Annotated in this window: 17 protein-coding genes, 2 rRNA genes and 2 pseudogenes (1 of these 21 only partly in view); 10 read left to right on the top strand and 11 right to left on the bottom strand. The window is 40.0% G+C overall.

From position 1 onward, the window contains the following. Positions 1-2275: ribosomal RNA gene (locus tag S4054249_RS04320) — 23S ribosomal RNA — on the top strand (it extends 607 nt beyond the left edge of the window). 117 nt (positions 2276-2392) lie between these two features. Further along, positions 2393-2507, top strand: a 5S ribosomal RNA gene (gene rrf, locus S4054249_RS04325). A 547-nt stretch (positions 2508-3054) separates the two neighbouring features. On the opposite strand, the gene S4054249_RS04330 is transcribed toward rrf, so the two are convergent. From S4054249_RS04330 to S4054249_RS04355, 6 genes and pseudogenes are all read right to left on the bottom strand, one after another. Next, positions 3055-4239: a vWA domain-containing protein gene (locus tag S4054249_RS04330; protein WP_046354523.1), complete on the bottom strand. Its 1185-nt coding sequence runs from the start codon at positions 4237-4239 to the stop codon at positions 3055-3057. Next, positions 4239-4604 (bottom strand): annotated as a pseudogene (locus S4054249_RS04335) (AAA family ATPase); the annotation flags it as partial. The gene S4054249_RS04330 and the pseudogene S4054249_RS04335, both read right to left, overlap by 1 nt. A gap of 175 nt (positions 4605-4779) precedes the next feature. Further along, on the bottom strand, positions 4780-5625 hold the full coding sequence (locus S4054249_RS04340) for an AAA family ATPase (RefSeq protein WP_046354522.1): 846 nt from the start codon (positions 5623-5625) through the stop codon (positions 4780-4782). A 111-nt stretch (positions 5626-5736) separates the two neighbouring features. Next, the gene (locus S4054249_RS04345) at positions 5737-6063 is read right to left on the bottom strand and encodes a hypothetical protein (RefSeq protein WP_046354521.1); all 327 of its coding nucleotides are present in this window, start codon (positions 6061-6063) and stop codon (positions 5737-5739) included. Between the two features lie 8 nt (positions 6064-6071). Continuing rightward, entirely contained in the window at positions 6072-7637 is a 1566-nt protein-coding gene (locus tag S4054249_RS04350; RefSeq protein WP_046354520.1) for a DEAD/DEAH box helicase, read from the bottom strand. After that, the gene (locus tag S4054249_RS04355) at positions 7638-8156 is read right to left on the bottom strand and encodes a hypothetical protein (protein ID WP_046354519.1); all 519 of its coding nucleotides are present in this window, start codon (positions 8154-8156) and stop codon (positions 7638-7640) included. It lies immediately after the preceding gene. 121 nt (positions 8157-8277) lie between these two features. Here S4054249_RS04355 and S4054249_RS04360 point away from each other — a divergent pair, with 121 nt between their 5' ends. The 8 genes from S4054249_RS04360 to S4054249_RS04395 all read left to right on the top strand — a co-directional run bounded on the left by S4054249_RS04360 (position 8278) and on the right by S4054249_RS04395 (position 18134). Beyond that, entirely contained in the window at positions 8278-8517 is a 240-nt protein-coding gene (locus S4054249_RS04360; protein ID WP_046354518.1) for a helix-turn-helix domain-containing protein, read from the top strand. A 51-nt stretch (positions 8518-8568) separates the two neighbouring features. After that, positions 8569-10089 carry a type I restriction-modification system subunit M gene (locus S4054249_RS04365; protein WP_046354517.1) on the top strand — a complete coding sequence of 507 codons (1521 nt, stop codon included), beginning with the start codon at positions 8569-8571 and terminating at the stop codon, positions 10087-10089. Continuing rightward, positions 10079-11260 (top strand): restriction endonuclease subunit S, encoded by a 1182-nt coding sequence (locus S4054249_RS04370; protein WP_046354516.1) that lies wholly within the window; start codon positions 10079-10081, stop codon positions 11258-11260. Before S4054249_RS04365 ends, S4054249_RS04370 begins: the two co-directional genes overlap by 11 nt. Then, on the top strand, positions 11260-12132 hold the full coding sequence (locus S4054249_RS04375) for a GIY-YIG nuclease family protein (protein ID WP_046354515.1): 873 nt from the start codon (positions 11260-11262) through the stop codon (positions 12130-12132). Before S4054249_RS04370 ends, S4054249_RS04375 begins: the two co-directional genes overlap by 1 nt. A gap of 42 nt (positions 12133-12174) precedes the next feature. Then, positions 12175-13518 carry a KAP family P-loop NTPase fold protein gene (locus S4054249_RS04380; protein ID WP_046354514.1) on the top strand — a complete coding sequence of 448 codons (1344 nt, stop codon included), beginning with the start codon at positions 12175-12177 and terminating at the stop codon, positions 13516-13518. A gap of 5 nt (positions 13519-13523) precedes the next feature. After that, complete coding sequence (locus S4054249_RS04385; RefSeq protein WP_046354513.1) at positions 13524-16805, top strand: type I restriction endonuclease subunit R; 3282 nt, start codon at positions 13524-13526, stop codon at positions 16803-16805. Positions 16806-16812: 7 nt separating this feature from the next. Beyond that, a complete protein-coding gene (locus tag S4054249_RS04390) occupies positions 16813-17619 on the top strand; it encodes a M48 family metallopeptidase (RefSeq protein ID WP_080928271.1) in 807 nt (268 codons plus the stop codon). A gap of 134 nt (positions 17620-17753) precedes the next feature. Next, on the top strand, positions 17754-18134 hold the full coding sequence (locus S4054249_RS04395) for a hypothetical protein (protein WP_046354512.1): 381 nt from the start codon (positions 17754-17756) through the stop codon (positions 18132-18134). Positions 18135-18603: 469 nt separating this feature from the next. Here S4054249_RS04395 and S4054249_RS04400 read toward each other — a convergent pair whose 3' ends face one another. The 5 genes and pseudogenes from S4054249_RS04400 to S4054249_RS04420 all read right to left on the bottom strand — a co-directional run. Next, positions 18604-19107 carry a hypothetical protein gene (locus S4054249_RS04400; protein WP_046354511.1) on the bottom strand — a complete coding sequence of 168 codons (504 nt, stop codon included), beginning with the start codon at positions 19105-19107 and terminating at the stop codon, positions 18604-18606. 130 nt (positions 19108-19237) lie between these two features. Further along, positions 19238-21274 (bottom strand): hypothetical protein, encoded by a 2037-nt coding sequence (locus S4054249_RS04405; protein WP_046354510.1) that lies wholly within the window; start codon positions 21272-21274, stop codon positions 19238-19240. After that, entirely contained in the window at positions 21267-23660 is a 2394-nt protein-coding gene (locus tag S4054249_RS04410) for a hypothetical protein (RefSeq protein WP_046354509.1), read from the bottom strand. The genes S4054249_RS04405 and S4054249_RS04410 overlap by 8 nt, the downstream gene beginning before the upstream one ends. A 5-nt stretch (positions 23661-23665) precedes the next feature. Beyond that, positions 23666-25129 carry a tyrosine-type recombinase/integrase gene (locus S4054249_RS04415; RefSeq protein ID WP_046354508.1) on the bottom strand — a complete coding sequence of 488 codons (1464 nt, stop codon included), beginning with the start codon at positions 25127-25129 and terminating at the stop codon, positions 23666-23668. Positions 25130-25229: 100 nt separating this feature from the next. Then, positions 25230-25718, bottom strand: a pseudogene (locus S4054249_RS04420) (AAA family ATPase); the annotation flags it as partial. Positions 25719-25749: the final 31 nt, after the last annotated feature.

Here is a 25749-nt window from a genome sequence, read left to right on the forward strand (position 1 = left end):
GTAGCGAAAGCGAGTCTTAACTGGGCGCTTAAGTTGCAGGGTATAGACCCGAAACCCGGTGATCTAGCCATGGGCAGGTTGAAGGTCAGGTAACACTGACTGGAGGACCGAACCCACTAACGTTGAAAAGTTAGGGGATGACCTGTGGCTAGGAGTGAAAGGCTAATCAAACCGGGAGATAGCTGGTTCTCCCCGAAATCTATTTAGGTAGAGCCTCGGACGAATACTTACGGGGGTAGAGCACTGTTAAGGCTAGGGGGTCATCCCGACTTACCAACCCTTTGCAAACTCCGAATACCGTAAAGTAATATCCGGGAGACACACGGTGGGTGCTAACGTCCATCGTGGAGAGGGAAACAACCCAGACCGTCAGCTAAGGTCCCAAAGTGTATGTTAAGTGGGAAACGATGTGGGAAGGCTAAAACAGCTAGGAGGTTGGCTTAGAAGCAGCCATCCTTTAAAGAAAGCGTAATAGCTCACTAGTCGAGTCGGCCTGCGCGGAAGATGTAACGGGGCTAAACATACCACCGAAGCTACGGCTGCGAACTTTGTTCGCGGGGTAGGGGAGCGTTCTGTAAGCGGCTGAAGGTGAACTGTAAGGTTTGCTGGACGTATCAGAAGTGCGAATGCTGACATGAGTAACGATAATGCGGGTGAAAAACCCGCACGCCGGAAGACCAAGGGTTCCTATCCCATGTTAATCAGGGTAGGGTGAGTCGACCCCTAAGGCGAGGCTGAAGAGCGTAGTCGATGGGAAACGGGTTAATATTCCCGTACTTGGTATAAATGCGATGGGGGGACGGAGCAGGCTAGGCAAGCATGGCGTTGGTTGTCCATGTGAAAGGCTGTAGGCTGGTGACTTAGGAAAATCCGGGTCGCTAAGGCTGAGAGTCGAGACGAGCCACTACGGTGGTGAAGTTGTTGATGCCCTACTTCCAGGAAAAGCCTCTAAGCTTCAGTTTATATCGAATCGTACCCTAAACCGACACAGGTGGTCAGGTAGAGAATACTAAGGCGCTTGAGAGAACTCGGGTGAAGGAACTAGGCAAAATTGTACCGTAACTTCGGGAGAAGGTACGCTCTTGTTTGTGAAGGATTTACTCCGTAAGCAAACGAGAGCCGCAGTGACCAGGTGGCTGGGACTGTTTATTAAAAACACAGCACTGTGCAAAATCGTAAGATGACGTATACGGTGTGACACCTGCCCGGTGCCGGAAGGTTAATTGATGGGGTTAGACTTTTGTCGAAGCTCTTGATCGAAGCCCCGGTAAACGGCGGCCGTAACTATAACGGTCCTAAGGTAGCGAAATTCCTTGTCGGGTAAGTTCCGACCTGCACGAATGGTGTAACCATGGCCACGCTGTCTCCACCCGAGACTCAGTGAAATTGAAATCGCAGTGAAGATGCTGTGTACCCGCGGCTAGACGGAAAGACCCCGTGAACCTTTACTACAGCTTGGCACTGAACATTGACCCTACATGTGTAGGATAGGTGGGAGGCTTTGAAGCACAGTCGCTAGATTGTGTGGAGCCGACCTTGAAATACCACCCTTGTAGTGTTGATGTTCTAACTTAGGTCCCTAATCGGGATTGAGGACAGTGCCTGGTGGGTAGTTTGACTGGGGCGGTCTCCTCCCAAAGAGTAACGGAGGAGCACGAAGGTTGGCTAAGTACGGTCGGACATCGTACGGTTAGTGTAATGGTAGAAGCCAGCTTAACTGCGAGACAGACACGTCGAGCAGGTACGAAAGTAGGTCATAGTGATCCGGTGGTTCTGAATGGAAGGGCCATCGCTCAACGGATAAAAGGTACTCCGGGGATAACAGGCTGATACCGCCCAAGAGTTCATATCGACGGCGGTGTTTGGCACCTCGATGTCGGCTCATCACATCCTGGGGCTGAAGTCGGTCCCAAGGGTATGGCTGTTCGCCATTTAAAGTGGTACGCGAGCTGGGTTTAGAACGTCGTGAGACAGTTCGGTCCCTATCTGCCGTGGGCGTTTGAGAATTGAGAGGGGCTGCTCCTAGTACGAGAGGACCGGAGTGGACGAACCGCTGGTGTTCGGGTTGTTATGCCAATAGCATTGCCCGGTAGCTACGTTCGGAATCGATAACCGCTGAAAGCATCTAAGCGGGAAGCGAGCCTCGAGATGAGTTCTCACTTTAACTTAGAGTTAACTGAAGGGCCGTTGAAGACTACAACGTTGATAGGCGAGATGTGGAAGTGCTGTGAGGCATTGAGCTAACTCGTACTAATTACCCGTGAGGCTTAACCATACAACGCCAAAGTGGTTTTAAGCTTGTTAGAAGTTAAGAATAGAAAGTAGACGATAAGAATTTAATTACGCTTCCAGATTTTAGTAAGGTGTTTTAAACATCTTGCACACAGAATTTCCTGGTAAACATAGCATTTTGGAACCACCTGACCCCATGCCGAACTCAGTAGTGAAACGAAATAGCGCCGATGATAGTGTGGGGTTTCCCATGTGAAAGTAGGACATTGCCAGGGCCCAATTAAAGAAACCCGTTGCAGAAATGCAGCGGGTTTTTTGCGTTTAAGTCCCTTAGCAGCGGTTAAACTCGCTTATTTCACCTTGCGCAAAAAGAGCGCTCTCACTGCGTTCGCTGTCGCTAACCATTTGCACGATAATCACCTTGCGCAAAAAGAGCGCTCTCACTGCGTTCGTTGTCATTCACCTTTTTCACCATGTCGTCCTGAACTCGTTTCAGGATCCAGACTTTGTTGGTTTTTAATCGGTTGCTACGCTGATAGGGGTGTATTGATTATCTCTTGTTAAAATGGGTCACTTCACCTTGCGCAAAAAGAGCGCTCTCACTTCGTTCGCTGTCGCTAACCTTTTGCACGATAATCACCTTGCGCAAAAAGAGCGCTCTCACTGCGTTCGCTGTCGCTAACCTTTTGCACGATAATCACCTTGCGCAAAAAGAGCGCTCTCACTTCGTTCGCTGTCGCTAACCTTTTGCACGATAATCACCTTGCGCAAAAGAAGCGTACTCACTGCGTTCGTTGTCGCTAACCTTTTGCACTTAGGTAATTAAGTTAATGACTTTACCGCTTGAGTGATCCCGTCAAGTGATAGCGGAAACATCCTATCCTCCATTAAGTCGCCTATTTGTTGAATAGATTGATAATAAGGCCAGTGTGCTTGAGGCTGAGGGTTTAGCCATGCAACTTTACTAAAGTGCGCTGTTAGCCTCTGCAGCCAGACACTGCCAGCTTCTTGATTCCAATGCTCTACACTTCCTCCAGGGTAGGAAATCTCATAAGGTCCCATGGTGGCATCTCCGACAAAAATAAGCCGATAATCTTTACCAAACTTATTGATAAGTTGATAGGTATCAAGCAAAGAGTCATCTAGTCGGTCATTATCCTTCCAAACGTGTTCATACACGCAATTATGAAAGTAAAAAAATTCTAGGTGTTTAAACTGGTTGTGTGCTGCGCTAAATAGTTGTTCACATATTTGAATATGTTCATCCATCGAGCCGCCAATATCAAAGAGCATTAGCACATTCACTGTGTTTTGTCTTTGGAGTGCCATTTTTACATTGAGCATACCACCTTGCTTGGCTGTTGCTTCAATCGTTTGATTCAGGTCAAGTGTGTCACTATGACCACTGTGGGCGAATTTTCTTAGTTGCTTGAGGGCTAATTTGAGGTTACGACTACTGAGGTCAGCATCTTTATCTAAGTTTTTGTATTGCCGTTTGTCCCACACTTTGACTGCTTTACTATGCTGACCAGTATGCTGCCCAATACGAACACCTTCAGGGTGATAACCATATGCTCCAAAAGGCGACGTGCCGCCAGTACCTATCCACTTATTCCCCCCAGCATGACGTTTTTGCTGTTCTGCTAGACGCTTTTTCAATGTCTCCATTAAATTGTCTAGACCACCGAGGGATTTTAATTTGGCCTTTTCTTCTTCACTGAGCTGTTTTTCAAATTCTTTTCTTAACCACTCATTAGGTAAAGCTTGTTTTGTGATAGCTGAGGCAACATCGACTTGCTCGACGCCTTCAAAATACTCAGCAAAAGCGCGGTCAAATTTATCAAATAGCGTTTCATCTTTGACGAAAATAACTCTGGCTAGTGCATAGAAATCTTCTATGCTGCCAAAACAAAGTCCTTTTTCTAAAGCGCTAATACAATCCATTAATTCCCTAAGACTGGCATTGACGCCATGCTTTCTAAGTGTAAATAAGAAGGCTATCAGCATTATCTTTTACTCATGAAAGCGAGCTTTTCAATCAACGACACGTCTTGTTCATTTTTAAGTAATGCACCGAACAAAGGCATTAAGCCACCTTGGTGGGTTTTATCTTGCAGCGTTTTCGGGTCTATATCTTCTGCTAAGAGTAATTTTAACCAGTCAAGCAACTCACTAGTGCTTGGTTTCTTTTTTAACCCTCTTACTTCGCGTAGGTTAAAAAAGACTTCTAGTGCTTGATGTATGAGCTCTGACTTTATGTTTGGGTAATGAACATCGATGATTGCCTGCATTTCTGACGGTGATGGGAAGTCAATATAGTGGAAAAAGCAGCGACGCAAGAAGGCATCTGGAAGCTCTTTACAATTGGAGGTTGGGTCTAATAAATTATATGACAAATGACGTTTATAGCCATTAAATTCAATAGATTCAAAAGTCATATTCATTTATTAGTTCCTTGTTTTTAATTAAGTCATATTTTTATAAAAAAATTAAAATAATGACTTAATTTTAAGTCATATTTTTTCTGTCGGTAAGGTTAAAAGCGAACTAACGATTTTGTCTCCGCGACATAAAGGCTAACTTTTCTATCAATGAAGAATCTTGTTCATTCTTGATTAACGCCCCCAAAAGAGGAATAACACCTTTGCTATTTTCTTTATCAATTAAAGCTTCTTTTGAAATGTCATCTGCGATGAGCAGTTTTAGCCAATCGATAAGTTCAGAAGTGGATGGCTGTTTTTTTAATCCATTTACATTTCTAAGCTCAAAAAACACATCAAGAGCTTCTTTGAGAAGTTTTTGTTTTATATTGGGGTGGTGAACCTCAATAATTTGCTTCATTTCATCAGCAGTAGGAAATTTAATGTAGTGGAAGAAACACCTACGAAGAAAGGCTGACGGAAGCTCCTTCTCATTATTCGATGTAATGATAACAATTGGTCTTTGCTTAGCTTTAATCTCTTGCTGAGTTTCATATACGTGGAAAGACATACGATCTAACTCTAAAAGTAAGTCATTAGGAAATTCTATATCTGCTTTATCAATTTCATCAATCAGCAAAACAGAACGCTTTTGAGATTCGAAAGCCTGCCACAATTTACCTTTGACTATGTAGTTAGAAATGTCATGGACTCGCTCATCACCCAATTGAGAGTCTCTGAGGCGAGAAACCGCATCATACTCGTACAAACCTTGTTGAGCTTTGGTTGTCGATTTAATATGCCATTGGATTAGCTCAGCTCCTAAACTAGATGCTAACTCTTCAGCCAACATAGTTTTACCAGTACCAGGCTCTCCTTTAATTAGTAAAGGGCGCTCTAAGGTCATTGCTGCGTTAACTGCTAACTGTAATTCTTCGCTAGCGATATATGTTTCGGTGCCCTTGAATGACATTTAATACCTCATTTCTTATATGTTGAAACTGATGAACCAGCTATTATACGCCGCATTTTTAATAAGTTTTACTCTGCTAGATTTCTCTAAACTTAATTAGTGTACATTTAGCTATTCAAATATTGAAGACAACTTCACTTTTTCAATCGAAACATCCATTTCTCCAGACTTGAGGATGATATTTCCTAAAACTTGAGCTGTGAAATGTGAATACCCCCCTTCACCATTAACAGGAAGGTGATAACAAGAGCCAGACTCTTGAGGCCAAACCCAATAATTCCCGCACTCTGAAAGTGTTGGGAGGTGAAGAGAACCGGAACTAAGTCGCCACGAGTCTCCATCTAAGTAGCCACCCCGCCAACTGCTGAAAATTTTATAAAATGTATCAGCAGGTGTTGAAAACTTTAAAATTACCCAGCCTTGTGGTTTTACGATCATGGTTCACCTTATTTTAGTTGCTGATTAAGTTCAGCCAACTTAGCTTTAGAAGCTTGAGATATTAGGAAAGGTTCTATATCAGCAACTTTTAACGTTTCTTGACGATATTTACCTACGATACCCATCGACCATTTAGCTTGAGGTAAATTAGTACCGTTTTGGTTCGAACTTGGCTCTTTATAACTTAACCCTTCAGCCTGCGCTCCTTCAGACTCATCTAAGTAATGATTCGACAGTATATTCTGGATTTGGCGCTGAATATCTTCGACACTATGGCGGCCAACAGTAATTTCATGCTTCTCAGGTAAAACATGCGTATTGCTCCGAGCGGCTTCAACAGGTGTCAGCTCCTCAGCATTTGTAGTTATTTCCTCATCCATTTTTACGATTTTGACCTTAGCTACCTCATCTGGAATGTCTTGAACCATTCTCCTTGCGTAGCTCACCAGCTTAGGTTCCGCTGGCATGAACATAAATGCTTCTTGATTTGGCGAATCAGTTTTTCGAAGAACACGGCCAAATATCTGGCGAAAGTACATTTCAGTAGTGACATTTGTTAGGTTACAGCAAACCTGCAAGCGAGGAATATTCGTACCTTCACTGACCATACCAACACTAATGAGCCATTCATCACTGCTATTTCTAAAGTCTTTTATCTTCTTGGAAGGTCTTGCTTCATTTGTTGTTACAACTACAGCACCTATGTTGTAGTTTTTTGTCATCAGCAGCTTAATTGCTTCGGCGTGCTCTATAGAAGATGCGACAACCAAGCCCCCTGCATTACTGTTTATTTTTCTTAGTTCGTTAAACTTAATAATTGCTCTAGAAAGCACTTGGTCATTTACTATCTCGTTTAAAACGATATGGGAATATGAAGTAGCCTTAGCTGATAGCAAGGTATTAAAACTTTTGAATACTTTTCGTTTCTTATTTTTGGTGACAACAATTTTATTGTTGTCTACTGCAATGACCTGAGGAACCCTACAAACGTCATCAGCGATTGCTTGTTTTAAACCGTAAACATAGTCGCATTGAATCCGGTTGTCTTCACAATAAGTTGAAAGAGCGATTGGCAACGAGTCCGAGCGCCACGGTGTACCTGTTAAAGCGATACTATAGGCTGCTTTCTCACGAATGATTTCGATGATCGGAGCGCCCCAAGCATTTGCATCATGAGTTGAAGATCCTGCACAGTGATGAATTTCATCAAAGATCACGAATACCCTAAAACGCTCAAATAGCTTCCAAGTACCATTATCAAGAGTTCCAAGTTTTTGATAGGTGAATGCGTCCCCCAAAGAACCAACTTTGCCATTAAACTCAGTTTTAAACTGAGTGGAGAGTTCATCACTAAAATCTGATGATACGATTGACGACGGCGAAAAACATAACACTAAGTCTGTTAAGCCAAGTTCATACATTTTTCGAGCTAACGTTGCCGCCATAATAGTTTTACCTGCTCCAGGTGTTGCGAGCGCTAGGAAGTGTTTTTTAAAATCACTGGAGTCTGTTGAACTGGTAAATTTTGAAATTGCTGAGTTAATACAATCAGACTGCCAACTTCTTAATTTCATTTATTTTTTCTCTTTTAACTTTTTTAAAATCTCTTCAGTTGCAGCTATTTTCCCTTTTAAAATATGCTTCTGCTCTTTAGTAGAATGAATGAACTCATTGAATTCGTCTGATAATTCTGGGTGCTGCTGTTTTAAATTTAGAAATGAATCTAGTGCCCCCATGCACTGTAAAAGGTCAGCATTTAACGCGCTCAAATCCAAGTAGAGCGACTTAATTGTTTCACTTAATTTGCTGTTTGGTTTTGTAAAAGGTTGCTCTAATTCTTCGGCTATTAATTCAGGATCAAAAGCTTCTGTTTTTGTAAAACGACTCTCTTTACCATTACTGGCCGTCTTTTTAACTAACCAGCCCCGTTTTACTAATTTGTGTAAGTCATCATAAATAAATTGCCTGATCTTCTGACTATCCAACTCTTCATCACTCATCAATGCAAGGTAGGCAGTTCGAATTTCAGTGACTGAAAAACGATCAATGTTTTTCATGCTGATGATTGTTTTAATTACTGGATCTAGTTTCATTTCAAAATTATCTACGTTAATACATAAAATATGACTAATAGGTCATATTTTATGTATTATATGGCATAGGTGAAAGATCCGCAATGTGGGAAGATATTCCATTTAACTGCGGAGCTTTTGAATGCAGCCAGCACTAAAAATTATTGGACTTAACATCAAGTTAGCAAGAACAAAGAGTGGCTTTAGCCAAGCAGAGTTAGCTGACAAATTGAGCGTTGAGCAAAGTTATATAAGCCGTGTGGAATCTGGTTCGGTAGCTGCATCGTGTGAACGCATATATGAAATTATTCACTTATTAGGTTGCAAAGCTTCTGACATCTTTCCTGAATCAAAAGAAGTGGAAACACAATTTAATCGTTAAGAACAATAATCTTCTCCAAACAACAGGGAATGACGTATTAAGGATCTTGAAATGACAAATACTCAGATTAACCAAGACGAAATTAACAAAGCGGTATGGGCTGCTTGCGATACCTTTAGAGGCACAGTTGACCCCTCAATCTACAAAGATTTCATCTTGACCATGCTGTTCTTAAAGTACATCTCTGATGTTTATCAGGATGAGTACGACAAGCTAGTAGAACAGTACGGTGATCAGCCTGACTTAATTCATGCGATGATGGCAAAACAACGTTTTGTATTACCGAAGGGGGCAAGCTTTTGGGACTTATACGAAGACCGCCACAAAGCTGGCAACGGCCAACGTATCGACCAAGCATTGCACGCTATTGAAGAAGCAAATGGTGGTAAGTTAAAAAATGTTTTCCAAGACATCAGCTTTAATACCGACAAGTTAGGCCAAGAAAAACAAAAGAACGATATTCTCCGTCATTTACTAGAAGACTTTGGTAAAGAAGTATTAGACCTGCGCCCAAGCCGTGTAGGTTCACTTGATATTATCGGCAATGCTTACGAATACCTAATCAAACACTTTGCAGCGGGTAGCGGTAAGTCGGCTGGTGAATTCTATACTCCGCCAGAAGTTTCGGATCTGTTAGCGGCAATACTTGATCCGCAAGAAGGTGATCAAATTTGTGATCCTGCATGTGGATCAGGATCGCTTTTAATGAAGTGTGGACGAATGATCAGAGACAATTTTAATGGTTCGAAAAAGTACGCACTATTTGGACAAGAGGCGATAGGTTCTACTTGGGCGCTTGCCAAGATGAATATGTTTCTTCACGGTGAAGACAACCACCGTATTGAGTGGGGGGACACAATTCGCCACCCTATGCTGCTTGATAAAGAAGGTACGGGGTTATTACACTTTGATGTGGTTACCGCAAATCCACCATTCTCGTTAGACAAATGGGGCTTTGAAGGTGCCGCTAATGACGAGTTTGGTCGCTTCCGCCGAGGTGTTCCACCCAAAACTAAAGGTGACTATGCGTTTATCAGCCATATGGTTGAAACGCTTAAGCCTGAGTCTGGTCGAATGGGAGTTGTTGTTCCTCATGGGGTTTTATTCAGAGGGTCAGCCGAAGGTAAAATACGTACACAGCTCATTGAAGAAAACCTATTAGATGCCGTCATCGGATTACCTGAAAAGTTGTTCTTCGGCACAGGTATTCCTGCTGCAATCCTAATCTTCAAAAAGCACAAAGCTGACGACAAGGTTTTGTTTATTGATGGTAGCCGTGAATTCAAACCAGGTAAAAATCAAAACCAGTTAACGACCAATAATATTCAAAAAATCATCGATAGCTATAAATCCCGTGAGACGGTTGATAAGTATGCCTATTTAGCGACTTTAGAAGAGATTAAAGAAAACGATTTTAATCTCAATATTCCACGTTATGTAGATACGTTTGAAGAAGAAGCTGAGATTGATTTAGTCGCAGTTCGGACTGAGCGTTTGCAATTGCAGAATGAGTTGAAAGCGCTTGAAATTGAAATGGAAGGCTACTTAAAGGAGTTGGATTATGGTGCCTAGTGGATGGAAACATATCCGCCTTGATAAGCTTTGCGAAACTGTCACTAGCGGTTCGCGAGATTGGGCAAAGTATTACGCTGAGCAAGGAAGCAAATTTATAAGAATGACAAATCTTCAAAGAGAGAACATCTATTTAGATCTTTCTGACTTGAAATTTGTAGATATTCAAAGCGACTCATCTGACGGAAAAAGAACATCACTTAAAGCTGGTGATATTCTAATGTCGATCACAGCCGAACTTGGAAAAATAGGCTGGGTTCATGAAGGGTTGGGTGAATCATATATTAATCAACATACTGCATTAATTCGTTTGGATCAGAGTCAAGCAAATAGTAAATATATCGCTTACTTGTTGTCGTCAAAGACAATGAACCACAAAATAAATAGGCTTAATGACTCAGGGGCAAAAGCTGGATTAAATTTACCAACAATTAGGTCTATTCCAATAGATGTCCCCCCAATTCAAGAACAACATAAAATTGCCAAAATTCTGTCCACTTGGGATAAAGCGATTAGCACCACTGAGCGTCTGATTGATAACAGCAAGCAACAGAAAAAAGCGCTAATGCAACAACTGCTCACAGGCAAAAAGCGTCTACTTGATGATTCAGGCAAGCAATTTGATGGAGAGTGGGAAGAAGTGAAGCTTGGGGACATAAGCTTTATAACGACAGGCAGTTCCAATCGAGAGGATTCTTCTCTAGATGGAGAGTTTACTTTTTTTGATCGCTCAGAGGATATTCGAACAAGTAGTCGATATCTATTTGATTCTGAAGCTGTAATTGTTCCAGGCGAAGGCCAAGACTTTGTACCTAAGCATTTTAAGGGAAAATTCGATCTTCATCAGAGAACCTACGCGATTATGGATTTTTCAGAATCCGTTGGTAAATACCTATTCTATTACATTGGGTATTATCGTCACTATTTTCTATCTCAAGCAGTTGGTAGCACAGTTAAATCACTGAGGTTACCGATGTTTCAGAAAATGCCCATACGATTACCAACAATTGCAGAGCAACAAAAAATTGCCAAAGTGTTAACGATTGCGGATAAAGAAATTGAACTGCTAGAGCAACAACTTGCCGACTTAAAACAAGAGAAAAAAGCGCTAATGCAGCAGTTGTTGACAGGTAAGCGTAGAGTAAAAGTTGATTCTTCGGAGGCTGCATAATGAATTCTAAAAGACCTCGCACCATTCAAATATTTTTGCCTACTGGTGACCCATCGGGTATTCGCATAGCTGAACAAACAACTTCTATTATTCGCTTAATAGAAGTACCGCGTAGCGATATTGCTGACTTCCTAAAAATGGACGAGTCAAAGCAAGTAGGCTTGTACTTCTTAATATCTGGCGATAGTAAAGATGAGTTGTATATAGGTCAATCTGGTGAAGTTGGTTCTCGTCTAATGCAGCATCATAAAGATGGCAAAAAGGATTGGGAACGCGCCCTAGTATTGATTTCACTTACAAATAACTTAACTCAAACTCACGTGTTGTATTTAGAATCACTTTCTATTGAAAAAGCCAAGGCTTGCCAACGCTTTGAGTTATTAAATGGTAATAACGGGCAAAAACCTCATACTCCTATTCCACTCAAAGCAGACTGTGATGAAATACATGAAGTGGGAGGCTTGCTATTGGCAACTCTGGGATACCCTATTTTTGAGCCTCTTACGGAACAGGTCTCATCTGAAACAGAGCAAGTATTCTTCTGTAATCGAGCTGGATCTGATGCCAAAGGAATTTATACCAACGAAGGTATGGTTGTTTTAAAAGGCTCTTCTGCGCCAATGGTTACCAAGAGGAAAACCGAACAACGCTTTTATGATAAACGAGATGAGTTACTTAACAAAGGTGTAATAGTTAAAGATGGTGATCGCTTTGTTTTCCAGAGAGATTACCTTTTCCAAACGCCAAGTGGTGCATCTATGTTTTTGCTCCTGGCTACATCAAATGGCTGGGTAGATTGGAAAACAGACAAAGGCATGACGTTGCATGATCATCAAGGTCGTACTATTGAAGTAGCAGATGCTCAAATTTAATGGTTTAGCTTATTAAAAACATAAAATAAAAATAAGGAAAATATGGATATCACAGCATTAACGTTCAACGAGAGGGACGAATTCAAACGGAAGAGTATTGCTGAAAAAGCAATCTCTCTACTACAGGCTGAAATTGATATTTCACCTATGGTAATAGACGGTAGTTGGGGCACCGGAAAATCCGAGTTTTGTCACAAACTTATTAATTTAATGAATGAACAAGAGTCTCATCACTTAATCTATATTGACGCATTTAAAGCCGACCATGCCAATGAGCCTTTGATGACGGTACTTGCAGAGGTAATCAAAGTTTTACCTGAAGATGAAAGTAAACAAAGTTTCGTCAAGAAAGCACTTCCTGCCGTTAGGTATGGTTTGAAGACAATTGCTAAAGCTGGCGTGTCACATCTCCTTAGACAAGACGCAGCAGATGTTGTGGATGATTTTGATAAGCAGATTCAACAGGCTGCTGACAAAACAATTGATGCGACGGTTGAATCTATTCTAAAAGACCATGTAGAAGCAGAGAAGAATCTAAAAGCACTGCAAGAAGCAATGGCAGAAATAGCAGCCGAAAAACCAATTGTATTGTTCGTAGATGAATTAGATCGATGTAGACCAAACTTTGCTGTGGATATGCTCGAAATAATCAAGCATACATTTGACGTGAATGGCGTACAGTTTGTATTAGTGACGAACACTCAACAGCTAAAAGCATCCGTAAATCATTGTTACGGAGCTGCCGTCGATGCCCAAAGATATTTAGATAAGTTTATTAAATTCCGTTTTGAACTTTCACCAATTTCAGAGTCTATTCCTAAACAACCGCAATTAGCTGCACTGGAACACTTTCAACAACTTGTTAAATCAGGAAAGCAGGTTCCTGACGAACGGGCTGAAGATGAGTCATTAGAGTATCTAGTAATAAAAAGTTTCATAATTCAACAAAAGTTATCGTTAAGAGAAATCGAAACTTTTTATAGATATTTATGTGTTGCTAATCACATTTCTCCTAACTTTTTTAATGATGACCTTAAAGGTAATCAGTTATTTAAAATAACAAGCCTGATGATGTTTTGTTTTAATCCTAACTTATTAGACAAGATAAGGCGGAGAGAAGCTTCAATTATAGAGTTTTCAGAATTTATTGGAGTTAGGAAGATAGACCCTTTATTCGATGGAAAGATACTAAAAAGTGAACAGCTTATGGTTGTCCTATTTGTTTTGTATGATTCATTTCATGATAAAGAAAAGTTTGTATTGAATGAAGAAAGTCTTAAAGGTTGGAACGAGCTAATAAACCAATACTTTGATTCAAGCATAAGTTATCTTGAAGGCTATAAAATCATTGAAGCCACCACGGAAATACTTTCTTTAGGAAAATAATTTTTATGGCTAATTTCAAAGAAGAGTTCAGCTCAAAAATACCTGCCATGACCTTGCTGGCAAAACTAGGCTACGAGTTTGTCTCACCAAGTGAGTGTGAACAGCTTCGTGGAAATAAGGTTGCATCTGAAGGGAAAACTACATCACAGGTTATGTTAATACCTGTTATGAGGGAGTTTTTATCGACGCAAATATACATGTACGCAGGAAAGCCTCAAAAGCTCTCTGAAGCTGCTATAGATAAAATCATTCACCAGCTTAGCCCCGCAATGAATGAGGGGCTAAAAAGCGCCAATGAGAAGCTTTATGAGGCAATGCTCTATGGTGTTGGCGTGACAGAGTTTGTTGATGGAAAGAAAACCTCGCCCACAATTCAGCTTATTGATTGGCAAAATCTAGAGAGAAACTATTTCCATTTCACTGAAGAAATGACAGTTCAAAATGCGGAAGGTACGGGTAACAGAAGACCTGATATAGTTTGCTTTGTTAACGGCTTACCACTGGTAATTATTGAAGCCAAACGGCCTGATTCAAAACATGAAGGTAAATCTACCTGCTCTGAAGCGATATCTCAGCATATTCGCAATCAAGGTCAACAAGAAGTTCCACACCTTTATGCTTATAGCCAGCTACTTCTCTCTATCAATGGTCATGAAGGTCTTTACGGCACATGTGGAACCATAGATAAGTTCTGGGCTAAATGGAAAGAAGAAGAAATCATTGAAGCTGAGTTTGTACGGCTAAAAAATAACGAGCTTGAAAAAGGCAAGATAGACAAACTATTTGCTCACCGCAACCTTGCTGAGAAAGATGAGTACCTGACACTATTGGCCTCTGGAGAACTAGCCGTTACTGATCAAGATAGGCTTGTCATTAGCTTATTAAGACCTGACAGGCTTTTAGAAATGGTTCGTCTATTTACTTTATTCGATAAGAAAGCGGGAAAAATTGTCGCTCGTTATCAACAAGTATTCGGAATTAAAGCCCTGATAGAAAGGATCAGTAATTATGACGATACTGGTGCACGTGAAGGTGGTGTAATTTGGCATACCACAGGCAGTGGTAAGTCATTCACTATGGTGTTTTTGTCAAAAGCCCTAATTTGGTTACAGGATTTAGCCAAATGCCGAGTAATTATTGTTACTGACCGTGTTGATCTAGAAGATCAGTTAAGTCGAACTTTTGCTTCTGGAGGAGCACTTACGGATCGAGATCAAAAAGACGCAATGGCAACGTCAGGCAAACGGTTGGCGCAGCAGATAGGTAAAGGAAACGAGCGCGTTATTTTCTCAATCATCAACAAGTTTGGCTCAGCCATTAAGCATAAAGACTGCTATAACGACAGTCCCAACATTATCGTTCTAGTTGATGAAGGACACCGCAGTCAAAACGGTGAAAACAATGTACGTATGCGACAAGCGCTACCAAAGGCTGCATTGGTCGCTTTTACTGGCACACCGTTATTAAAAGACGACAAGACAGAGAATAAGTTTGGCAAGATTATTCACTCTTACACTATGCAGCAGGCAGTTGAAGACAAAACAGTCACACCGTTGTTGTACGAAGAAAGAATTCCAGAATTGAACATTAATGACAAAGCTATTGATGCTTGGTTCGAGCGCATGACTAGTGCCCTTACAGATAAACAACGAACAGATCTTAAAAAGAAATTCGCTCAAAAGGGACAGATTTATCAAACCGAAGGTCGTATTGAATTGATCGCCCATGATATATCAGACCATTTTCAGAACTTTAAGCAACAAGGATTGAAGGGGCAGTTGGCTTGTGACTCTAAAGCCTCCGCGATTCGATATAAGAAGATTTTGGATGATATTGGTAAAGTAACTTCGGTTGTTGCAATGTCGCCGCCTGATACACGTGAAGGCCATGAGGCAGTCGATCAAGAAAGCAAAGATGTTGTTCAGAATTGGTGGAAAGCTAATGTTGGTAAAGAGGATGAAAAATCTTATACCAAAGCCATTATTGAAGATTACGGTAGAGAAGATGGCCCTGACTTAATGATAGTAGTTGATAAGCTCCTTACAGGCTTCGATGAACCTAAAAATACCGTGTTATACATAGATAAACCGCTTAAAGAGCATAACTTGATTCAAGCGATTGCTCGTGTAAACCGCTTGCATAGTAAAAAGCAGTTTGGCTACTTAATTGATTATCGCGGTATTTTAAAAGAGCTAGATACGACGATAGAGAAGTATCAAGATTTAGCTGAAAGAACCCAAGCAGGTTTTGATATTGAAGACCTCAAAGGCTTATATAATCGCATGGACACCGAGTACAAGAAGTTACCAGGTCTACATGCTGATTTATGGGCAATATTTTCAGAAGTAAAAAACAAGCAAGATGGCCCAGCATTAAGACAAGCATTAGCACCTAAAGTACAAGATATTAGTGGCGAATTAGTTGATACCAATTTGAAACAACGTGATGACTTCTACGCTGCACTGACTTCATTCTCAAACTGTATGAAGGTAGCGTTGCAGTCGGCAAGTTACTTTGATGATAAATCATTTGATAGCAAACGCGATCTGTATAAACAAGATCTAAAAATGTTTGTAGGCTTGCGAAAACAAGTACGTGAAGATGCTAATGAAACAATCGATTATGACCAGTACGCTGAAGATATAAAAAGCCTGCTAGATAAGCATATTGCGGGTGTTGAAGTAAAAGAACCCGATGGTGCTTACCTTGTTGGCAACCTTGGCAAAAATGTTAAACCTGTGGATATGTCAGATGACGAGGCCAGAAACCAAACGGATAAGATCACTGGTCGAATAACAAAGATGATCGAGCAAGATCTCGCTGACGATCCATACGCGCAAGAATACTTTTCTAAACTTCTTAAAAAAGCTATTGAAGATGCCAAGGCTATGTTCGATGCGCCAGTTAAACAGTACATTTTGTTTGCTGATTTTGAGCAAGAAGTCAAAGAGCGCAAAGTAGCGGATACCCCATCTGTATTTCATGATGACAAAGGTAAGCTTAATAAACTTGCACAAGCATACTATGGCTTGTTTAAATTTTTATTCGAAGATACATATCTTGTGGAGCAAGGCTTGGATAATGAGAAGCTTGTTGAGCTGGCATTCAGTATTGATCAAGTTGTTACAACGGCTGTTGCTGAATTTTCCATTAACCCTGCTGAAATTGAAAACGCAATCAGTATGAAATTACTGCCAATGCTATTTGCTGACTTAGGTATTGATAAAGCGCAGCAGCTTATCGAGGAGGTGTTGAAAATTACACGCCTCGGTTTGGCAAGAGGTTAGCCAAACAGTGATAAGTCAATCAATCGCTGCGGAAATTCAAAAGACAACAGCAGAAAGAGGCTGCTTCAGCTATGGAGCGGAAACAATCCATTATGACATCATTCGCAAGGCTGAAAATGCTAAATCACAGCATGGTAGAACGCACGCTCGTAAAGTCGTTATAAAAGTTCATCCTGACCAAAGAGTCGTCGCAACTGTTCCGTTTGATGCATCCGATGAGTCCATCAAGGATGCAATGCTTAAACGTGCTAGATGGATCTGGGAAAGCATAACTGAATTTGCTTCCCAGAATGAATATGTGATGCCAAGAAAATACATAAGTGGCGAAACTCAGTTCTATTTGGGCAGGCGTTACGTTTTAAAAGTAGTTTTCGATGTTGAGCAAGTGCCAAATGTTAAGCTTCATCGAGGTAAATTAACCGTTACTCTGAAAAAAGATTGTGATGATCGGGTGGTTAAAATTAAGGCACTTTTAGACCGTTGGTATGCACGAAAAGCTGAAGCTATTTTTCATGAACGACTACAAGCTATGCTGCCTAAAGCATCATGGGTAATGGGCTTACCGCGATTTCGAATAATGGCGATGACTAAACAATGGGGAAGCTGCTCAACTAAGGGTAACTTGATGCTCAACCCTCACTTAGTTAAAGCCCCAAAAGAGTGTATAGATTACGTGATTCTGCACGAGCTTTGTCATATTGCTGAGCACAATCATAGTGACAAATTCTGGCGTTTATTAACGCAAGTAATGCCGCATTGGAAAGAGGTTAAGGCTAAGTTGGATGATATGGCGGAGTTGTATTTGAATGAGTAAAAAGGTTACGACTTAAATAATAGCGTTAACAACTGACACTAACCAAATAAATTTTATCAACCGTATAGTTATATTAATATCAAAAACTTATAATCGCGCCATATTAACAATAATAAAAAGGGACTGTCGTATATATGAAACTACTAGCTTTAATGATATCTATAACTTTGTTTTCTGGCTTAGCAAATGCTAAACAGTACGTATGCCACTATACAGAAGAAAAAGGCACTGTGTTTGTGGATGCGGACTTTGAAAAGGGTGTCGTTAATCGAATCGAGACAAAACTTTGGAATGGGTTCGAATACAGGATTAAGAGGGGAAATCTGCACGTAAGAAACTTTAAAACATCTGCTTTAATTGATGAAGAAAATAAAGATTTGTTTGCGATGGCAGCTAAAGGTATGGCGCTTTATTATGATGACAAAAAAGACTATGGTTATTTCGTCTATGATGTTAGGGATAAATATAACAAAAGAGAGCGACCTGTTAATTGTTTAGTTATGGAGCCTCGATAAATAATAACTTTTAATAAGCCATACCCTGCTAATTGCCTGATCTAAACGTGTGTTCACTTATAAAATAACCATATTGAGTCAGGATATAGTTCAGTCAAAGATCCTAACCGTATTTGGTGGTGATATAGTTTCTCTGTATTGAGTATTAGTAATTACATCTACTAGCTTAGAAAAGTGCCCTATACTTTTTATATGACTATAAAATAGTGTCGGCTTAACACTTTGAAAGGTAGAGAAGTAGGCCCCTTGACTAGGCTATGAAAAGTTGATTCAAAATTTTGAACAGTCTTCGTTTAGTCCTAAATTTTATGAGTAGCTGAGTTTTTTACCTGCGGTTATCAGAATAACTAGACACGCAATATTTACTTGTATGACTGGCTATTTTAGCTCAATAAAAGGTGCACCCTGCTTTTCTTGAACTTTGAATGGGTTATAGCCATATCCTCAGAATCATCACACTCAAAAGCTGCTAATCTTTAAATGGAATAATATTACTGTCATTACTGTCACCCAAAAGTTTATCAAATAAGGCTTCTCGCTCTTCTTGAGGAATTTTTTGGTAGAGGGCAGTAGTTAGCTCACGGCAATGCGAATGTAAGTTCAAGTTAACACGCTTTAACATCTCTATTTCATCATTCTTACTCTTAATCTCATCCTTAAGACTATTAATTTCTTTGCTCTTTTTCGCTCGCTGAATCTTTTGATTAGCAATTTTTCGCGCATTATTACCAGCCTCATTAACTTTCAGAGAGTTTATTCTGTCTATTTCATCAAGCACGGGCTTATGACTCTTAGTCGAGTTGTAACTTAACCCAGCTTCTTTTTCGACGTTAGTCGGGTTAAGCTTTAGTTGCTTACCCGCAGCAATTTTATTTTTTAGATCTTTACAAGTTGGCTGATTGTCTACAATTCGCTTAATAGCTTCCATTAATTGGTCAGCTGTTTTTTGTTTCTTAATTTCTCGCAATGACATAGAGCCTCCGTCAAGCTGGAACAGTATTAATAAGCATATTAGTAATACTCTCTGGTAATTCGATTGGTGTGAACGGTATATCTAAATCGCTCAAGATTTTCTCACAGCTTTTTATAACAACAACCAATTGCTATGCAACATTGTGGTTTAAGTCGTTCATTTCATCTAAAACCGCTAAGTTTCTGTGTGCGGCAAGGCGTTTACCTTCGGCATATAAGCCATCCATAATAAAATCAAACTCGCAATCTACGCACTCGTCCATAGCGACATTGATACGCATATCACACTGAGCGTTAGTACAATACATTCCCGGAGCGATAGCATGGATATGTTCTTTTCCATCCTTTATCAATTTCGCCCAATAGTCTGGATTAAGTCTCCTATCGCCATGTCCACTTTCAAAGTAGTTTTTACTTCCTGCAAGTTTCTTAAGTGTTTTACCTTTTCCGCCAGCAATATTTCCACCTTTAGCCAATCGCTCGTATACATTAGTTAAGAGTTGAGACTTTTGATAAACTCTTTCTTGTTGAATTTCAGTGCGCAATGCCCCCCAGTACGACGCATTATTCGCATAATGTCTAGTCATTGCTGAACTCAAATGTGACAGCTGTTTCTTAAGTTGTGGATAAGCCATTAACTCTAAACCAATCATGTAGAACGCAAACGAGCGGCGAGTTTGATGGTTTGTAAATTTAAACGTTGCACCCGCTTCTATACCTGTGTTTGATGGATTGGAAATTCGTAGAAAGCTCTCATCCTCAGTGGATATCAAATTCCCCACATTATCTTCAATCCACTTATTAACCTTTCTGCTTAGTGACTTGGCCCATTGACTTTTTGCCACAGTTTTGAGGTACGAGTCTGTTCGAATCGACGCAAAATAACTCACTTTGTCGTCATCACAAATTTGATTAAGATAAGGGTGATGAATGGTTGTTAACAAACGAAATGCATTGTGACCAGTTTGATTTGTCACAAAGATATCTTCTTCTGTTTGCTGTCCTTGTGTTATTTTTGATTGACGTGTTGTAAACAAGAAAATAGTTTGACCATTATAAGTATAGCTTTGTGCCCCATATATAGGGTGCATTGAATTCAATTCGTCAATACGCATCCCGCTTAATAAGAGACATAAGGCTTTTGACTTTGTGTCAGATTCATTTAAAAACTTTTTAAAACCACCTATAGTGTTGAATCGTCGTTCACCTACCTGAAATGGCTCGTAAGACCAAGTTGCATTTTTAGGATAAGATGAAAAAGAGTGTAGGTTTGGTTTCATCTCATCAATGATTTGCATCCAACGACCAGGTGAGTGCTTTTCTTCCTCTAAGTCGTCAATTAAACAACACTCCTCCTGTTCGAACTTTGCCTTAATCTTATCGAGTGTTGCCTTGTCGTTAAATGGATTGAGTATATTGCCACATCTAAACTGCTGTAAAAGATAAGATTTGAATTTTGCTTTGATGTCGAACATTCGACTTATCTCATTTTGGATCTGCTCTAGATGAGGCATAAGATCATTCACTTCTTTAGAAAAATGTGTCAATAATGCCGTGTATATCCGAGGGGGAATAGCTAAATGCTGTTCTTGCTTTTTCGATTCAACCCCAAGCTTTTTAGTTGTTTGATGTGAAAAATGAATATGAAATGGGAGTGCTTCATAATACTCTATTAAAGCATTAACAGCACATGCTTTACTTGGGCTGTTAAAGGCATTAGGGTTTAACTCAACAATATCCTTTAGTTTTTCGTCCGTGAGTTGCGAGAAGCTCTCTAGGCCGAGTTTGGGCATTTCTATCATTAAAGCTTTTAAGTAATCTAACCATGCCCTTATAGAGCCTAATGTAATCGTTTTTCGGCCAGTAAACATCTTTGCTAGGACTACAGCTTTTACTTCGTTACGTAGACGATTGGGAAGCACTTTACCATTGAATGTAAACAATAGAACGGTTGGATTTTCTTTATCCAATAAACGTAAATCCCATTTGTCAGAGCTAAATTTAATACACTTTTGGGGTAATTGAATGACGTTATATTGCTGTATTTCTTCCCATTTCCCCTCGCGCATCATTGGAAGTAATGTATCTCGATAGTAATTAACATCTTCCCCTTTTTGATTCGTCGGGCTTGGTTGTATCTGCAATGTTGAATCGTTTAGTTTAAGCATTGTAATTTACTCCCGCCATCGAATATAAGAAGTCTTCATTATGGAGCAGGTAACGCCCCTCAGTTACAAGTTTGTCTTCCGCTTGTTCCAACACGTCTTTTGATAAATTTTGTTCGGCTAGTTCCATTAATTCATTGGCTTGCTTGGAAAATTCTTCTTCTCGTTCAGGCATTAAGTCAATTGAGTCTTCCAGCAACTCGATGAAAGACAAAAGTTTGTAGGCGTTTGTGACATCATTGACAAGCTTTGCACTCTGACAGTTAATGCATTTATCGTATTGGTAACATCTAAGCTCTATATTTTCATCGACCATGCCCTTGGCTCGCCTTTTGGATGCTCGATGCTCGCTTTTTGCCTCACCAGTGGGATCTCCATTACACAACATACCATTTGGATTTGTTGGCATTCGTAACTCTAACCAAGCATCATACTCCAACACTTCTATACTTCGACTTTCTTTAACTTTGGCCTTAGCTTCTTCAATTGAGTCGTTATGGGCATATTCATGCAATATATCAATGGCTTGACTGGCAATAACTTGGTTCTGTGTAATGTCACCTGCTAGGTAATGGTCTTCTAAAGTACCGAGTTGGTTTTGAAGTAACGAGGTTGCAACAGATAACCCACCGTCATCAGGATCAAAATTATTATTTGATGCGGTAGCTCGTATTCGTTTTGCTGTTACATTTAAAAGGTATTCACCGGAATAAATACCAACCTTTGTTAAGTAATCAGCAATGGGATACTCCAATGTATCCCATTGATATGTGCCATATTTTTGCCCCAAAGGTATTAAATATGGGGTTAGCTTGCCGTTTGGATGATACTTGCTTCTTTTGCTTGAATTATATCGATTGGAAAATTCTTCCAATTTCTTTAAAAAAGCCACATATCGAGATTCAACCCTAAATTTCCCTGACGTACCGTCACTATAGTTAAAGGAAACGAGGACTTTACCTTCTTTATCCACAGCTGAGTAATTAAGAGGCATGTATATGTTTTTAAGAGGTATGTCAGTTAAAGCTCGTAGAGATCCATATGCTAATGCTACAGCCCATAGCTTTGCTGCCTTAGGTTTAATAATGCTGGTTTCTTTATGAACAGCAAGCCCAACATTAGCTTTAGACTTTGTTACTTTAGTGATGGTCTTATTGTCAATAACCTCGTAAAACCTTTCTATTAAATAAGGTGCATGATGAATACGACTATCAGCATAACATGCGAGCAACTCTGCGGCTCTGAGGAGGCTCAGCGATGTTATCAGCGTAGGTTTTCCATCTTTGGTTAATAGGTAAAATAACGGTGAATGGTTGTTGTTCGGGGTAGGATTATACAGACGTGATAACTTTGCGAGTGCATTTATGAATGTTAGCCCATCGCGCTTATCGACTTCGAGCGGCAATTCTTCTCCTTCATCCGGTTCTTCCGATTCCACAAATGTGCCCTGCACGACCTTTTTCGCTCTACCTTTCCACGCATTAATGCTAACGTATTGCGTGGTGCGATGAGCTTGTTTATGTTCGTTTTCAACAATAGGATGGCAAACGTTTAATATCGAAGTTTGATTTAGGTTTGTGTAGTGACAAAACAAGTAATAGCCGTAAAGCATCGCTAGATTAAAAGGAGATGTAATGTCAACATTACCAGTTTTGGGTGCGGTGTTTTTAAGTGTTATTGTTTGTATGGAACCATCATTCAACTCGTCAAAAACCGCTTCTAGAGACTCTAAGGGTTCCTCTTTTTCTTTTGAGGCAATCAGTTGACTGGTGGCCGAAAAGAAGATGAAATTTAAACGCCGCAGCAATACAGAGTATTCATTTTGAGAGTATGCTGGAGTGGGTTTGCTTTTGGATTTCAAAATTGGAGTATCGCGCAACCAAAGTTCAGAAAACATTTCTGAGCGTTTAAGGTTGGTTACAACATATCCTCGCGCAGCACTGGCGGCACGTTCTGATAAACCTAGTTCAGTTCCGTGCGGATATAGGTATACGTAAGGAAGAGGTTTATTTGCTAGTTTGATGCGTCGCTGCAACTCACCACTTTTTCCGCAATATTTTAGGAACCCTTGTTCTGAAAAGGGATCTACGTCTATAGCTTCACAATAACGGCAATACTGGAGGAAGATTGTGTACGACGTATATTCTGTATCAACAGATTTATTATCCTTCAGCTTCTTGCTCAATACATTGGCAATTTTATAAACAAGAGCTTTTCGCTTATCACAACCGTTTAACAATGGATTAAAGTCAAAGCGAACGGTACGCTTGTCAGCAAGAGTTGCTTCTTGCGCTAGCAGGTTGAGGTCAACTACATTACGTATTCTAGGTTTTATCGGATTCTCTTTTAAAATGTCAGCACTTAATGGGCTTTTACGAAGTTCTGGCATCTGTATCATCCGTTGATTTTGTTTTTATTCATTGCTTCTTGGGTCGCACGATTCTTTCTTCTTGCATACTCCATTTTGGCAGCAAGATCGTTCATGAAATTAATGTATTTTTGTGTAGTGTGCGTTGACTCATGCCCCATCAGATCGGCTAATTCGCTAATTAAAATATCAAATACAGTTATTCTTCGATCAGCCTCATCTCTAAGCCAGTGAGTAGCAAATGTTGAGCGTAAGTCATGTGGTCGATAGTACCAATCTGGATAGCTCTCTTGTATTGAAGTGCGAATATCACTGAACTTACTTTGTAACGTGTTTTTATTAAAAGGAAGCCCGTTTGAACTGACGAACAAGTTTTGCACTTCTTGATGTTTACTTTCATCAAATTCAATGCTTTTAAAAGCATCCTCTTCACCACCGTTCATGATGTGTATTACCTTTTGAGCTTCAACTTCCTTTTCGTGCTGTTTTTGTAGGTTAACAATCCGTTTTTTAAGCATGTTTTTCCTACCTTCACTATGAAGGTATTCGTCAAGTTCAAGCATCAAGCTATATGGGATTTTTATATTACGGACTTTTTTAAATTTAGTATTGCACCCGTTGTAAGGCCCTATGCTAAATGGAATTGATTCAGCATCACTTGTCGGGTGATGTATTCCGAGTGCTGGAAAGGTGACTAATTCATCTATACGCAACCCTGTTTCAATGGTAAGACGTAACATTAAACTTTGAGTCGTATTAGAATAGGTATGCGGCATAGATTTAATGTGAGCAAGGAATATATCTTTATGCTCTTGGGTCATTGGTTTCAATAATTCATGCTGCTGGCGACTTTGAACCTTTGGAAATCGTTGTTTTACGTCCGTCGTCTGGACGTGAAGGACTCGATTTTTGCTGTTAATGTGTCCGAGTAACTCATGCTGATTCACCCCTTTAGACATACGTTTGGTGATCTCTTTAAACTCAAACGGTTTTTTGTCTTTGGTAATAAAAAAGAGACCGTTACTATGTAGCCACTTATAAAAATTAATAACTACAGTGATGTAGTTGATAGTCGTTGATGATGAATAGCCGTGTGGGTTCTTTAATACATCGCCCGATGACGGACAAATAACCTTTGTACTATCAATTAAGTAATCAGCATATTTCCATACCACACCCTCTTCAGGATCGTCGGTTAAAGATTGATAGCTCTCACCGATACTTACAAGAAAGCGCTGGAATGACAATAAGGCATGTGCCTCGGAAGACGTATCCTTAGCTCCGTCTTTCAATTTCGTATGTAAATATTGGTTATGTGGTTCAAGTGGTATTCCATCTGATTGAACAATGATGGCTAACTTTTTTCTTTCTGCTGTGCTTTCTTTAGTTCCTAATTCAACCTCTCCAGTTTCAAGATTAACTACACTAGTTAACTTAGGGGCTGCTAGAACCTTAATTACTTTTATTTCATAGTCACTATTTTGTTCCATGAGACAGAATATCCACTTTGTAAATTCAATCTCATTTTATGTCATTATTTTACATTTTCAACAACTCCCAACTATGACTGTCATAAATTTTCACCAACTATAGCTCTTTCTCGTTATTAGATGTAATTATGACAATAGGACGAATTTGGGCTTTGACTTGTTGTTGAGTTTCATAAACATGAAACTCCATTTTATCTAATTCAAGCAGTAAATCATTTGGAAACTCAATGTCGGCTTTATCAATTTCATCAATCAATAAAACGGGCCTTTTTGCAGCTTCAAACGCCTGCCAAAGCTTCCCTTTAACAATGTAGTTATTAACATCATTAACCCGAGAGTCACCGAGCTGGCTATCTCTCAATCGAGAGACCGCATCGTATTCATATAAACCTTGTTGAGCCTTAGTTGTAGATTTAATGTGCCACTGTATTAGTTCTGTATCCAAGCTGTTTGCAAGTTCTTGGGCCAATAGCGTTTTTCCTGTACCTGGCTCTCCTTTTATTAGTAATGGCTTTTCTAAAACGATGGCGGCGTTAACCGCCTGTTGTAGAGCGGAAGTAGCAATATATGTATTCGTACCTGTGAACATAATTATTGTGGTCTGATGAGATAATAAGGTC

The sequence above is a fragment of the Pseudoalteromonas luteoviolacea genome (assembly GCF_001750165.1).
Lineage (GTDB): Bacteria > Pseudomonadota > Gammaproteobacteria > Enterobacterales > Alteromonadaceae > Pseudoalteromonas > Pseudoalteromonas luteoviolacea_G.